Annotated in this window: 13 protein-coding genes; 8 read left to right on the top strand and 5 right to left on the bottom strand. The window is 70.1% G+C overall.

The genetic code is table 11. From position 1 onward, the window contains the following. Positions 1–65 precede the first annotated feature (65 nt). The 3 genes from ASF30_RS03645 to ASF30_RS03635 all read left to right on the top strand — a co-directional run bounded on the left by ASF30_RS03645 (position 66) and on the right by ASF30_RS03635 (position 4,174). Positions 66–1,556 carry an APC family permease gene (locus tag ASF30_RS03645; RefSeq protein ID WP_055901545.1) on the top strand — a complete coding sequence of 497 codons (1,491 nt, stop codon included), beginning with the start codon at positions 66–68 and terminating at the stop codon, positions 1,554–1,556. Between the two features lie 63 nt (positions 1,557–1,619). After that, positions 1,620–3,653 (top strand): primary-amine oxidase, encoded by a 2,034-nt coding sequence (locus tag ASF30_RS03640; protein ID WP_082467418.1) that lies wholly within the window; start codon positions 1,620–1,622, stop codon positions 3,651–3,653. Positions 3,654–3,664: 11 nt separating this feature from the next. Next, entirely contained in the window at positions 3,665–4,174 is a 510-nt protein-coding gene (locus ASF30_RS03635) for a hypothetical protein (protein ID WP_055901541.1), read from the top strand. Positions 4,175–4,212: 38 nt separating this feature from the next. Here ASF30_RS03635 and ASF30_RS03630 read toward each other — a convergent pair whose 3' ends face one another. Further along, positions 4,213–4,641 (bottom strand): DUF1761 domain-containing protein, encoded by a 429-nt coding sequence (locus tag ASF30_RS03630; protein WP_055901538.1) that lies wholly within the window; start codon positions 4,639–4,641, stop codon positions 4,213–4,215. A gap of 174 nt (positions 4,642–4,815) precedes the next feature. On the opposite strand from ASF30_RS03630, the gene ASF30_RS03625 reads away from it, so the two are divergent. Beyond that, positions 4,816–5,106, top strand: a complete 291-nt coding sequence (locus ASF30_RS03625; RefSeq protein WP_055901535.1) for a hypothetical protein — start codon at positions 4,816–4,818, stop codon at positions 5,104–5,106. Here ASF30_RS03625 and ASF30_RS23505 read toward each other — a convergent pair. Continuing rightward, the gene (locus ASF30_RS23505) at positions 5,097–7,970 is read right to left on the bottom strand and encodes a helix-turn-helix transcriptional regulator (protein WP_055901532.1); all 2,874 of its coding nucleotides are present in this window, start codon (positions 7,968–7,970) and stop codon (positions 5,097–5,099) included. The two genes, ASF30_RS03625 and ASF30_RS23505, sit on opposite strands and share 10 nt — an antisense overlap. Positions 7,971–7,974: 4 nt before the next feature. After that, positions 7,975–9,426 carry a MocR-like pyridoxine biosynthesis transcription factor PdxR gene (gene pdxR, locus ASF30_RS03615; protein ID WP_055901530.1) on the bottom strand — a complete coding sequence of 484 codons (1,452 nt, stop codon included), beginning with the start codon at positions 9,424–9,426 and terminating at the stop codon, positions 7,975–7,977. Between the two features lie 76 nt (positions 9,427–9,502). On the opposite strand from pdxR, the gene ASF30_RS03610 reads away from it, so the two are divergent. From ASF30_RS03610 to ASF30_RS03600, 3 genes are all read left to right on the top strand, one after another. Further along, on the top strand, positions 9,503–10,246 hold the full coding sequence (locus tag ASF30_RS03610) for a pyridoxamine 5'-phosphate oxidase family protein (protein WP_162240720.1): 744 nt from the start codon (positions 9,503–9,505) through the stop codon (positions 10,244–10,246). Positions 10,247–10,250: 4 nt separating this feature from the next. Further along, positions 10,251–11,549: a M18 family aminopeptidase gene (locus ASF30_RS03605; protein ID WP_055901528.1), complete on the top strand. Its 1,299-nt coding sequence runs from the start codon at positions 10,251–10,253 to the stop codon at positions 11,547–11,549. Positions 11,550–11,793: 244 nt separating this feature from the next. Next, entirely contained in the window at positions 11,794–12,093 is a 300-nt protein-coding gene (locus ASF30_RS03600; protein ID WP_157496918.1) for a hypothetical protein, read from the top strand. Here the strand turns inward: ASF30_RS03600 and ASF30_RS03595 are convergent. Both ASF30_RS03595 and ASF30_RS03590 read right to left on the bottom strand, forming a co-directional pair. Next, a complete protein-coding gene (locus ASF30_RS03595) occupies positions 12,090–12,512 on the bottom strand; it encodes a hypothetical protein (protein ID WP_235480252.1) in 423 nt (140 codons plus the stop codon). The genes ASF30_RS03600 and ASF30_RS03595 overlap by 4 nt on opposite strands. 169 nt (positions 12,513–12,681) lie before the next feature. Then, positions 12,682–12,969 (bottom strand): acylphosphatase, encoded by a 288-nt coding sequence (locus ASF30_RS03590; protein ID WP_055901521.1) that lies wholly within the window; start codon positions 12,967–12,969, stop codon positions 12,682–12,684. A gap of 124 nt (positions 12,970–13,093) precedes the next feature. Between ASF30_RS03590 and ASF30_RS03585 the strand changes: the two genes are divergently transcribed. Next, the gene (locus tag ASF30_RS03585; RefSeq protein ID WP_055901519.1) at positions 13,094–13,570 is read left to right on the top strand and encodes a rhodanese-like domain-containing protein; all 477 of its coding nucleotides are present in this window, start codon (positions 13,094–13,096) and stop codon (positions 13,568–13,570) included. Positions 13,571–13,622: the final 52 nt, after the last annotated feature.

Here is a 13,622-nt window from a genome sequence, read left to right as displayed (position 1 = left end):
TTCCGGTGAAACGTCGCCGGTTCAGTCTGGCTGCATCCCCACCCGCCCCGTGCCCAGGAGAGACCATGACCAGTCTGAAAGTTCCCGTCGGAACCGCCGCCGGAACAACCGACGCCGCACCGCGCACCCTCACCGGATCGCTCGGCGTCACCGCCATCGTGTTCATGGTCGTGGCGGCGGCAGCCCCGCTCACGGTGGTGGGAGGTGCGGCCCCGCTCGGCATCCTGTTGGGCAACGGCGTCGGCTTCCCGTCGCTGTACGCGATCTCCGCCGTCATCCTGCTGCTGTTCTCGGTCGGCCTCGCCACCATGACGAAGCACGTTCCCAAGCCCGGCGCCTTCTTCACCTTCGTCGGCTACGGGCTCGGTCGGCCGCTCGGGCTCGCGGCCGCCTACCTGGCGCTGTTCACCTACACGGCCATCCAGGTGGCCGTGCACGGCTACGTCGGCTACATCATGAGCGTGACCATCGCCGGCCTCGGCGGACCCGACATCCCCTGGTACGTGTACTCCCTCGCGATCATCGCGCTGGTGGGAATCCTCGGGTACCGTCACATCGACCTGAGCTCCAAGGTGCTCGGCATCATGCTCGTCGGCGAGATCGCGATCGTGCTGGCGCTGGTCATCGCCGTGGTCGTCAGCGGCGGACCCGAGGGCCTCTCGCTCGCGCCGTTCCTGCCCAGCAACGTCTTCTCGGGCGCCCCCGGCGTCGGCCTGATGTTCGCCATCGCCGCCTTCATCGGCTTCGAGGCCACGGCGATCTTCCGCGACGAGGCCAAGAACCCCGGGAAGACCATTCCGCGGGCCACGTACGTCGCCGTCATCGGCATCGGAGTCTTCTACACCCTGGCCTCGTGGGCGCTCATCATGGCGTGGGGCCCGAGCAAGGTCGTCGAGGCTGCGGCGGCGGACCCCGGTGCGATGGTCATCATCACCACGCTCGACTACCTCGGCCCGATCGGCGAGATCATCATCAACGTGCTGCTCATCACGAGCATGTTCGCCTGCGTGCTCTCGTTCCACAACGTGATCACCCGGTACCAGCACTCGATGTCATCGGCCGGAGTCCTCCCCGGCAGCGTCGCGTCGGTGCACGCCAAGCACGTCTCCCCGCACGTGTCCTCGATCGTGCAGACGGCGACGGCCGCCGTGCTCATCGCCGTGTTCGCCGTCATGGGACTCGACCCCGTGCTGCAGGTCTTCACCTGGTTCTCCGGGGTCGCGACCCTCGCCATCGCCCTGCTCATGGCCCTCACGAGCATCGCCGTGATCGTCTACTTCGCCCGGACCAAGAAGGACACCAGGCTGTGGAACACCGTCATCGCCCCGTCGCTCGGCTTCATCGGACTGCTCGGCGCGGCCATCATCATCGCCCTGAACTTCCCGATGCTCCTCGGCGACGTGGATGCGGCGGGCGTGCCCACCTTCGGCAGCATCACCGGCATCATGCTCGGCCTCACGATCGCGTTCCCGGTGTTCGGCTACCTGCAGGCGCTGTACCTGAGGAAGTCGAAGCCGGAGGCCTACGCGAAGATCACCGAGGCGATCGCCGGCTGACGACCAGCATCGCCGGCCGACCGGCATCCGTCCAGCTCGAACCATGAAACACAGGAGACACCCATGACGATCATCGACGTCGAACTGACCACCGGCCCCACCGGCCACGACGCTGACACCACCACGGCCCAGCACCCCCTCGGCAGCCTCACCTCGGCCGAGATCGTGCGCATCCGCGACACCGTGACGGCGGCATCCGACTTCACCTCGACCACCCGCTTCGCCTACGTGGGCCTCGAGGAGCCGCACAAGGCCGAGGTGCTCGCCTGGCAGGCCGGCGACGCCGAGCTTCCCGACCGCCGGGCCCGGGTGATGCTGCTCGACATGGCGACGGGCCGGTCCACCGACAACGTCGTGTCGATCACGACTGGGGAGTTCCTGTCCACGGTGGAGCTCGACGGCTCGCACGGCCAGCTGCCCGTCCTGGTGGAGGAGTTCGACGCCGTCGGCGAGATCGTCTCGGCCGACGAGCGCTGGCTCGCAGCACTCGCGACGCGCGGCATCGACCCCGCGACGATCATCTACGTGCCCCTGTCGGCCGGCTACTACGAGTTCCCCGAGGAGGAGGGCCGTCGCATCCTCCGCGTCCTCGCCTTCCGCCAGGACTACCCGGAGGACCACCCCTGGGCGCACCCCGTCGATGGCCTGTCGGCCTACGTCGACGTCGCCGCGCGCACAGTGACCCGGCTGGTGGATGCCGCGGTGATGGCGATACCGGTGGAGGGCGGCAACTTCGACGACCCGGCCGTGCAGGGCGAGCCGCTGACCTCGCTGAAGCCGATCGTGATCTCGCAGCCCGACGGCCCGAGCTTCACCGTGGACGGCGAGTGGGTGGAATGGGCCAACTGGAAGTTCCAGGTGGGCTTCGACCCCCGCGAGGGCCTCGTGCTTCGCCAGCTCTCGTTCAACGACCGGGGCGAGCAGCGGCCCGTCATCTACCGTGCCTCGATCAACGAGATGCTCGTGCCCTACGGAGACCCGTCGCCGACGCGCTTCTGGCAGAACTACTTCGACACCGGTGAGTACCTGTTCGGCCGCTTCACCAACTCGCTGGCCCTGGGCTGCGACTGCGTGGGAGAGATCAGGTACTTCGACGCCGTGCTGGCCGACGAGACGGGCAACCCTGTCACCATCGAGAACGGCATCTGCATGCACGAGGAGGATTTCGGCACGCTCTGGAAGCACCAGGACATGTTCACCGGCTCCAACGAGGTGCGCCGTTCTCGTCGCCTGGTGATCAGCTTCTTCACCACCGTCGGCAACTACGACTACGGGTTCTACTGGTACCTCTACCTCGACGGCACCATCGAGTGCGAGGCGAAGCTCACCGGCATCCTGTTCCCGTCCTCCTACCCCGAGGCCGATTACCCCTACGCGAGCGAGGTGGCCCCGGGTGTCGGTGCTCCGTTCCACCAGCACCTGTTCAGCGCCCGACTCGACATGACCGTCGACGGCATCTCGAACGCGGTCGAGGAGGTCGACGCCGTGCGCGTTCCGATCGGACCGGGGAACGAACACGGCAACGCCTTCACGAACAAGCGCACCCGCCTCATCAGCGAGTCGATGTCGGGCCGCACCGCCGATGGATCCGTCGCGCGCAGCTGGCACGTCGTCAACACCGAGAAGACCAACCGGCTGGGCAAGCCGACGGGCTACGTGCTCTATCCGCAGGAGTCCCCGACTCTGCTGGCGGATGCGGCATCCTCGATCGCCCGGCGCGCGGAGTTCGCCCGCACCCACCTGCAGGTGACGCAGTACGAGCCGACGGAACGCTACGCGGCCGGGGACTTCGTGCACCAGAACCCGGGCGGAGACGGCGTTGCGGCCTATACGGCCGGCGACCGCTCCCTCGACGGCGAGGACGTCGTGCTCTGGCACACCTTCGGGCCGACGCACTTCCCGCGGCCCGAGGACTGGCCCGTCATGCCCGTCGACTACGCGAAGTTCACGCTCAAGCCAGTCGGCTTCTTCGACCGCAACCCGGCGTTGAACGTGCCGGCGCCGCAACCCGGTGGGCACACGGCCGACGCGCACGGCACAGCCGCCGCGCACGGCGCGCACGGCTCAGCCGGTGCCGCTTGCTCCTGCGGCCACTGAGGCGGCCCCAGGTGGTCGAGATCGTGCACATCGGGGCGGTGCTGCCCGCCACTGTGGGCATCTGCTGCACCATCGGCGCCAGGGAACGGCGGACGCGCTCGGTCGTGCCCGCGCTGGTGATGCTGCTCGCGACGCTCGACCTCGCCGTCGGGCCCGGCCTGATCCTCCCGTTGCTCTGGGCGGCGATCATGGTCGGGCTCGCGGTGTGGACCGTAGTGGGGGTGCGTGCGGGTCGCAGCCACATGCCGCTGCACCGCTCGCTGGGGCTGCTGGTGATGGCGGGTCTGACTCTCGCCATGGCGGCCCCGGCCGGCCCCGCTGCATCCGTCGCCGGGTCGGCCCACGCGCATGCGGCATCCGGGGTGCTGATCCCGCTCGTCGCGGCCGGGGTCGCCGGCTACCTCGTCTACACCGCGTGGCTCGCGCTGGTGGCCATGCGCCGCCGATCACTGCTGGCGCGGGTCGATGCGGCGAGCATGGGGCTCATGGCCGTCGTCATGGGGGCGGCGCTTCTGGTGTGACCTGCGGGCTCGCGAGCCGAGCCGGACCGGGCGCGCGGTCAGACGCCGGCCGGCACCCAGGCGCCGATGATGACGGACATCACGAGGACGGTCACGAGCTCATGGGCGATGTTGAGGATGGTGAGCCCACTCGGCCGTTTGTCGAAGGCGTCGTGCGTGATGAATCGGGCGGCGGTGAATCCGGCCCAGAGGATGGCGGCGGTGAACACGGTGTTCCAGAAGAAGCTTCCACCGTAGAAGTCCCACGCTATGTAGGAGGCGCCTGCCAGAACCCAGGCCGTGATGAAGCTCACGAACACCGTCACGACGATCGGGCCGATGGCGTCGGCCGAGTTGCCCGATGGCGTGACGCCGGCCTGCTTCATCCAGTAGTTGCCGAACACCTTCGGGGTGTACCAGATCGAGCCGACGACCATGCTCGAGAGCGTGGCGAGGATGACGGCCCAGTAGTTGATCTCGGGAACCATGGCGGGATCCTTTCGGCGGGCGCGATGCCGCTGTGCAGCGCGGTGGCCGCAGTCTATTCCCCGCGCGAAATCTGAGGGGGTTGGTGCCGGATCTGAGGAGGGGGTCCGGATGCGGCGGCCGGGTCGCGGCGGCAGCCTTGAGATGCGCGAAGCCCGCGCGTCGAAAGGCAGATCATGGTGCACGAGACCCGACTCCCCGCTGTGATGGCGGTCGCCTTCGTCGTGGGGGTCGGCATCTGCGCCCTCCTCTTCGGGGTGCCGACGGCAGACGCGACACCCGGACCGGATCCGGAGGCCGCGGGCACTGCAGTCGCCGTGGCGGCCACCGGAGCCGGTACGGCTGACTCCCTCGAACGCTTCGTCATCAGGCACGGCGGCGTCGAGGTGCGAGCCACCGTTCCGGTGGATCGTCGGGGAGCGCATCCGGCTCCGAAGCGACTGCCGAGGCCGCTCGCTCAGCGCTGAACGGGAGCCGCGGCTCTCCGGGCCAGGTCGATCCTGTTGCTGGCTCCGGTCTTGCGCAGCAGGTTGGACACGTGCGAGCTCACAGTCTTCTCGCTGATGACGAGGCTGCGGGCTATCTCCGAGTAGGTGCGCCCGGCCACCAGCTGGTCGAGGATCTCGCGCTCGCGGGCCGTGAGCCGGGGGAGCCCGTCGGCGACAGGGGAGGTCGCGATCGGAGCCGGGTCGGCCAGCGGGATGTGGGCCCCGCCGACGAGCGACTCGATCGTTGCGGTGATGCCGTCGGCGTCGAGCCGGCGACCCAGCTCCACGCCGCGCCGCGCGAGAACGGCTGCTCGTTCCCGCGAGCCCGAGCGGTGCGTGAGCTCGGCTTCGACGCCGCGCATGCAGGCGTAGGCCTCGTCCCACGGCAAGCCGGCCTCGCGGCAGAGTGTCGCGGTCTGCTCCCAGCCCTCACCGATGCCCGCCACCGCCCGAGCCCGGGCGACCTCCGTCCGGTAGAGCGCGAGGAGGGCCGCGGCATCCGCCGCCGGCGTCTCACCGATCCCGCGATGCTGGATGCCGGGATGGGCCAGCTCGAACGCCGTCAGCTGCGCGAGCGCCCGGTCCAGGCCCACTCCGGAGTCGCGCGCCCTCTGGGCCAGGTCGGCGAGGGCACGAGCCGCGACGGGAACGAGCCATTCGCTCATTCCGCCGGGGGGAGCGTGATCCAATCCGGCCGTTGCGGCGGCCAGCGCTGCGTCCGGCTCTCCTGCTGCCAGGTGCACGTGAGCACGCACAAGCGCGAAGTCCGATGCGAGGTAGCCGGATCGGCCGTCGACGAGCTCCTCGGCTCGACCGAGGTGGGCCGCGGCCTCGGCCGCCCGTGACTGCATCGCGGCGAGCCTCGCCGCCGTCAGCCTCACGCTGACGTCGGCGAGGAGCCCGGGGTCGGCGCCGAGAGCCGCGCGCACGCCCTGACGCACGGCTTGGATGTCACCCACGATCAGCCATTCAGCCGCCTCGTAGGCTGCGATCGTCGCCACACAGGAATGCGGAGCTCCCGCACTGCTCAGCCGGGACCTCCGGGCCGCGAGGCTGTCAGCACCCCTCCGCCTCGAACGGAGCGCCGTGGCCTCCCAGATGGCGCAGCGGATGACGGGCCAGAAGTCGTGGGCGCGCACCGAGGCCTCGAACACCAGGTCGCCCAGTCGCCTCGATTCGCCAGCGTCGTAGCGCGTGCCGGCGAGGAGGCCCTGGGCCGAGAGGGCGTAGGCGATGGCCTCGTCGCTGCGGCTCGCCGCCGCGACCTGCACGGCGTTGTCCACGGTCGCGGATGCCGCCGGATCGCGTTCGAACACCTGGGTGTGCCCGAGCTCGGCCAGCGCGAAGGCGTACTGCCAACTGGCCGGATGCGCCGCGGCGAGGCGCAGGGCCTCCCGGGCCTCTGCCGAGACCATGAAGCCGCGCCCGGTGCGGAAGCGCAGATGCATCCGTCTCACGAGCATCTCGGCCGCGAGGAGCGGGTCGGACTCGCGATCGAGGGTGGCGAGGATGCCGTCCACGGCCTCGAGCTCGTCAGTGACGGCTCCGGTCTCGGCCGCGGCCCTGCGGAAACGCAGGAGGAGCTCCTGCACCGGGACGGCCGAGTCGGGCAGGCCCCGCCGCAGCTCGATGCACCGGCGCAGCAGGCGCAGCATCTCGAGGTCGCCTCCGACCCGGTGCACGGCATCGGCCGCGATGAGCCCGGCGGACAGCGCCGCCTCATCGTCGCCCGCGCGATCCAGGTGCACGGCACGCGACACCAGCCAGTCCGCAGGAGCACTGTCCTCCGCCGCTATGGCCGCCGCGTAGAGGTCGGCGGCGTGAGCGTGGCGACGGCGCGCCTGTTCCGGCGTGATGGCGCCGATGACCACCTCGGCTATGAGCGGATGGTGGAACCAGGCGCGTCCGTCGGAATCGAGCGCGAGGATGCCGAGGCCGACGGCCTCGGTGAGCGCATCCGCCACAGCATCGGGGTCCGAGTCCAGGACTGCCGTGAGCGCTCGCTCGGTGAGCGGCCGCCCGCCGATGGCGAGCATCGTCGTGAGCTCGCGTGCCGATTCTCCGAGCCGGAGCCAGTCATGCCGCAGCGTCGACTGCAGGTCCGGCGGAAGCTCGCGGGGGATCTCCCTCGCATCGGCGGGCAGTCCCCGCGCGACGAGGGTGGTGAGGTAGGGGTTTCCTGCTGTCCGCTCGAACACGTCCTGGACCAGCGACTCGTGCGGTAGGTCACCGAGCAGCCGGGCGAGCTGTGCCGTCGTCGCTGAGCGATCGAACGGAGCGACCGGGAGCGAACTCACTCCGGGCAGGGTGGCGACGTCGGCCAACCACCTGGCTATCGGCTCGTCCTCCGCGTACTGGCCGTCCCGTACTGTCGCGAGGATGCCCAGAGTGCGGCGGGCGGGTCCTGCCATGAGGTACATGAGGGCGTCCAGCGTGCTGCGATCAGCCCACTGCAGGTCGTCGATCGCCATCACGACGAGGCCAGTGCGGCAGAGGCCGTCGATCCACTCGTCGAGGAGCACGGGAACGTATTCCGGCGTGTGATCACCTGTGCCGAGTCGAGGCTTCGGGTGCTCGGGAATCTCCGGGGAGCTCCGCACGATGTCGCGCAGGGCGAGGAAGGGCACGGCCAGACTGGCCAGAGGCAGGCAACGACCGCGCAGCACCACGGCCGAGTCGTTGACGGAGTCGCAGGCCGCATCCATCAGGGATGACTTGCCGACTCCGGGCTCACCGAGGATGAGAATCGAGGCGGCGGTGCCGCTGCGCGCGCGATCGAGCTCCGCGAGCATCGAGCTCAACTCGGAACCACGACCGACCAGACCCTCGGGTGGGAGCGCCATGCCATCAGTCTGGCAGGATGCCGGGCCTCCGTGGTCGGCGGATCTCGGCGCCGCTCTCGGCGCCGATCGCGGACTGCAGCACCGCCAGGCCCCTCGCCAACGCCAGGTCGGTCGGTGCCGCGTAGCCGAAGACGATTCCGTGATGGACGGATGCCGCCGGTACCGCCGCGTATTCGCGGAGGTCGGCGACAGCCACCCCGGCCTCGGCCGCGAGCGTGCGCACCCGCTCGGCCGCGGCGGCGGTCGGCAACTCGACGACGCCGTGCAGGCCGCCCTCGAGCCCGCGGAGCCGTGTGCCGGGCACGTCGCCGAGGGCGCCCATGACGAGGTGTCGACGGTGGGCGTAGTCCCGGCGTACAGCGGCGATGTGGCGCCGCACTGTGCCGTCGGCGAGCAGGGCCGCCATGGCCTCCTGCGCGATTCCGGCGATGGGGGCTGCGACGTCGGCGCGCACTCGTCGCAGTGCCGCGTGGAGCTCGGGTCGCCGCGGCAGCACGATGTAGCCGAGCCGCAGCCACGGGGTGAGCACCTTGGAGAAGCTGCCGATGAGCGCCACGCTCTCCGAGCGGTCGAGAGTCGCGAGGGCGGGGAGCGTGGCTGCGCCGTGGCGGAACTCGCTGTCGTAGTCGTCCTCGATCACGAGGGCATCCTGCTGCCGTGCCCACTCGAGGATCTCGAGTCGGGTGGAGACCGGCAGCCGGCCGCCGAGGGGGTATTGATGGCTCGGGGTGAGCAGGACGGCACTGGGCGCGGGGTCCACCGCCGCGAGTGCGTCGAAACGCAGGCCGTCGACATCGACCGGCAGGGGGATGACCTCGCACCCGAAACGCTGGAGCGCTCGCCGCGACGACGGATAGCCCGGGTCCTCCATGGCGACGCGGGCGCCCCGCGGATGCAACTCGCCGAGTGCGAGCGCGAGCAGCATGACGGCCTCGCTCGTGCCGGCAGTGACGAGGATGTCCGCGGCGTCGCAGTCCACGCCCCGGGCGCGGCGCACGTGATCGGCGATCTGCGCACGCAGCGCTGCGGTGCCGAAGTCGTCGGCCTGGACCGTGGGCACGGGCTGGGCGGCCGCCAGCCGCCAAGCGGCCCGCCAGGCGCGCTCGTCGAGGCGGGAGGTCGACGGATACCCGGGCAGCATGTTCACCTCCGTGGCGGGCGTGCTCGGTGTCGAGGGAACCTGCGGCCTGCCGCGTCTCATCGACGCGTCGACGGCAGCGACACGGCCGGCCGCGCCCTGCGACATCTCGAGATAGCCCTCGCCGGCGAGTTGGTCGTAGGCGACGACCACGACGCCGCGTGAGACGCCGAGAGCCGAGGCCAGCGCCCGGGACGACGGCACGACGTCGCCGTGGGCGAGGGAGCCCGCGAGTACGGCCGAGCGGATGGCGTCGACGATCTGGCGGGACAGCGGGGCGGCATCCGTGCGATCGATGCTGATGGCGAGGTCGGCCATGGATTCCTCACTGGTCTGGTTGGATCTGCATGCACTGGACTTCTGTGTATACCAGTCGAACCACGAGGCTGGCATCATGACCTCGCTGCCCACTTCTGCCGCCACCACCCTCAACCGCATGGCCGAACGCCAGGTGTTCGATCGCGATGCGCTCAACGCCCTGCTCGACGAGACCCTGATCGCGCACATCGCCGCGGTCGTGGACGGCGAGCCCCTCGTCATCCCGATGGCGTTCGCGCGAGACGGGGACGCCATCCTGATCCACCTGTCGACCGGGGCCGGAGCCGCCCTGCGTGCAGGGCGCGAGGCCGCTCCGCTCGCGATCAGCGTGTGCGCGGTCGACGCCCTGGTGTACGCCACGACGCTCTACGACAGCAGCATGAACTATCGCAGTGCCGTGGTGCACGGCGTACCGGAGGTGGTGCTGGGCGAGGCGAAGAACGCCGCCCTCGAGCTCATCGCCGCCAAGCTCATGCCGGGGCGGGCGGCCGAGGTGCCCGAGAACTCGCGACGCGAACTGGCCGGCACCCTGGTGCTGCGCATTCCGATCACCACGGTGAGCATGAAGGCGCGCAGCGGCGAGCCCGGTGTGAGCGAGCGGCTCGACGACGGAGCCTGGGCCGGGCTGCTGCCGCTCCTGCAGTCCTGGGGCGAACCGGCGACGGCGACGTTCGTGGCCGGAGGGGTGGAGGTCGCGGCATCCGTCGGGGCACGCGTCGGTGGCACCGTCGGCGCGCGTGCCGGTGGCACCGTCGACGGTGGCGCCGGCGTCGCTGCCGGCGGCAGCGCCCGAGGGAGCCGCGTGCCGGTGCTTGGATAGGGGTATGACGCTCGACACCGCCAGCTACATCGACGCCCTCGCCGGATTCATCCAGGCGGCCCCCTCCTCGTACCACGCGGCAGCCGAGGTGGCCGCACGTCTCACCGCTGCCGACTTCACCCGGCTCGACGAGACCGCGGACTGGCCGGAGGCGCCCGGCAGGTACGTCGTCGTGCGCGACGGCGCTGTCATAGCGTGGATCGTGCCCGAGGGTGCCGGCCCGCTCACGCCGTTCCGGGTGTTGGGGGCACATACCGATTCGCCGGGCTTCAAGCTCAAGCCGCACCCGACGACGTCGGTGAACGGATGGCTGCAGGCCGGTGTCGAGGTCTACGGCGGTCCGCTGCTCAACTCCTGGCTCGATCGCGAGCTCGAACTGGCCGGGCGTCTGGTGACGACGGACGGTACGGAGCACCTGGTGCGCACCGGCCCCTTCCTGCGCATCCCGCAACTCGCGATCCACCTCGACCGCGGAGTCAATAACGACGGGCTGACGCTCGACAAGCAACGGCACACGCAGCCCGTGTGGGGTGCTGGAGATTCGGCCCGGTTCTCGCAGGACGGCCTGCTCGAGCACCTGGCGTCGCTCGCCGGAGTGGCGGCATCCGACATCGCGGGCTACGACATCCTGACCGCCGACACCGCTGCACCGGCGCGCTTCGGGCTCGACGACGCGTTCTTCGCGGCGGGCCGCATGGACAACCTGACCAGCGTCTTCGCCGGGCTCACGGCGTTGCTGGCTGAGGCGTCATCCTCGGAGAGCGCGACGGGTCACATCAGCGTGCTCGCCGCCTTCGACCATGAGGAGCTCGGTTCGGAGTCACGGTCTGGGGCGGCCGGACCGTTCCTCGCCGACGTGCTGGAGCGCATCGGCGCCGGCCTGGGAGCGTCGGCATCCGACAGCCTGCGCTCGCTCGCGGGCTCGTGGTGCGTCTCGGCGGACGCCGGGCACGCCGTGCACCCGAACTACGCCGACCGGCACGATCCGGTGAACAAGCCCGTACCCGGTGGCGGTCCGCTGCTGAAGATCAACGCGAACCAGCGCTATGCGACGGATGCAGCCGGCTCGGCCCTCTGGGCACGGCTGTGCGCGGCCGCCGGGGTGCCGTTCCAGGCGTTCGTGTCCAACAACGCCCTGCCGTGCGGCTCGACGATCGGCCCGATCACGGCGACGCGTCTCGGCATCCGTACGGTGGACGTCGGGGCACCGCTGCTCTCGATGCACTCGGCCCGCGAACTCGTGCACGTCGATGACGCCGCAGCGCTCGCCGCGGCAGTGACGGCGTTCTTCGCGGGGGAGTAGGCGGCGCGGTCCGTCCCTGCGCCATTTCGCGCGGGTGTGCGCCACATCACGTGGCGCTGGCACCCGCGAAATGGCGCACAGGCCGGCCTCGGCGGGAACACGTGTTGCGGCGTGTGACAGGGGCGCGTGACTCCGGCGCCACCCCTCCTTACCCTCGAAGAACCAGCCCGCCGCACCAGCGGGGGCTCGAGCCGGGGAACGGAGGAACGTGATGTCGAATCTCAAGCCTGGAGTGCAGCGGGTCATGACATGCGTTTCCGAGACCTGCGAGACCCACGGTGCCGGCCACGCGATCAGCCCCATCCGCGAACGCGCGGCGAACGCGACGCCGAGCAAGTGGCGCGACGCCTTCGTGGCTCACGTCGACTCCGACGGCTGGATCGCCGTCGACCTGTTCGAGACCGGGGAGCGTGTGTGGGCGTGGCATCACGAGGACCTCACCGCGCGGGTGGACATCGGGCAGCCCGTAGCCCTGCACGGCGTCTACGACGTGCTGTCGATCGGGCACGCGCGCGTCAGCGTGCTGGTGGCCGCCGGGGCCTAGCCCTCCGCCATCATCTTCTGCATCGAGTCCATCATCTTCTCGCACGCCATCGCGGCCTGACGGCAGGCTTCGGCGCAGACGCGGCAGTCCTCGTGCATGTCGGCGTGCTTCATGCACTCGTCGGCGCACATCCGGCACTGCATCATGGTGGCGTCGAGCATCCGCATCATCGAATCCATCATCATGCCGCTCGGACGCAGCATCATCCGCATCATCGTGTTGCACATGTCGGCGGTGTTCATGCACATCTCCATGTGCATCGCCGTGCCCTCGCCCATCATGCAACTGGCGCACATGGTGCAGGCCTGTTCGCAGGCGGAACAGGCCTCGATACATTCAGCCATCAGCGTCATGTCCATCCCGGGCATCGACGACTCGGCCGAGTGCATCTCCATCATCTGCATCGTCATGTCCATCATCAGCGCTCTCCCCAGACTGTGGTCACCGAGCGCCGACGGGTGTTGACGCTGTCAGCGGCATTCCACGTTCCACTTCGCATCCTACGGACGCAGGCAGCTCCTGTCAGCGGGCCGACCAGCACGTTCACAGTCCCGAAACACGAGGCCCGGCTCTCCAGAGGCACCGGGCTCAGCGGTCGATGCGGAAGCCGCGGGAGCCCGAGGGAACGGCATCGGTCACGTCGACTGCTGTGACGGATGCCGCAGGCGGGCCGACCCGCAGCCACGCGAGCATCGCCTCCAGGGCCGCATCCGTCCCCTCGATCACGGCCTCGACGCTGCCGTCGCCGCTGTTCCGGATCCAGCCGGCCACCCCGAGCCGTCCCGCCTCTTCACGGGCGAACCAGCGGAAGCCGACCCCCTGCACGCCACCGCGGATGACGATGTGCCTGGCTGTCACGATCTCCCCGGACGTCATCGTGCATGGATACTCCGCCCCGCGAACCGGTGTCAAGGATCGCGGATGCGACTCTGGCGCGAAATCGTGGATCGTCGGCAGCCGACAGCGCGCGCGGACGGAACCCATCAGTCACCCTTGATGCATGACCGACACTCTGCTCAGCACCACCCCGAACACCCTCGCCGTCGAGCACTTCCGCGCGAAGCTCGCCCTCGAGACCGACGCGAGCGACGTCTTCGTCGCCATGCAGGAGGGCGCCGACTTCGTGCTGATCGACACGCGCGGTCAGGCGGCCTGGGACCAGGGACACGCCGCCGGCGCCGTCCACCTGCCGACTGCTCGCATCCCCGAGGAGGTGCCGGCGCGCTACCCGGCAGGCACGCGCTTCGTCGTGTACTGCTGGAGCCCGGGTTGCAACGGCGGCGACAAGGCCGCCCTCGCGCTCGCGATCCTCGGCTACGAGGTTCAGCTGATGATCGGTGGATTCGAGTACTGGGCCCGCGAGGGCTACCCCGTCGAGACGGCCATCGGCACCGTACGCCGTGAGGTCGACGAGCTCGTCGGGCCGCGAGCGACCGGGCTCTCGACGTCGGTCGCCGGCATCTCCTGCGAGTGCTGAGCGGATCCCAGGGTTCCTGCGAGTCGACCGCAAGGCCTCGACGCGCCGCCTC

This window comes from Leifsonia sp. Leaf264 (assembly GCF_001422325.1).
Lineage (GTDB): Bacteria > Actinomycetota > Actinomycetes > Actinomycetales > Microbacteriaceae > Orlajensenia.
This window is presented reverse-complemented; position numbering and strand designations above follow the sequence as displayed.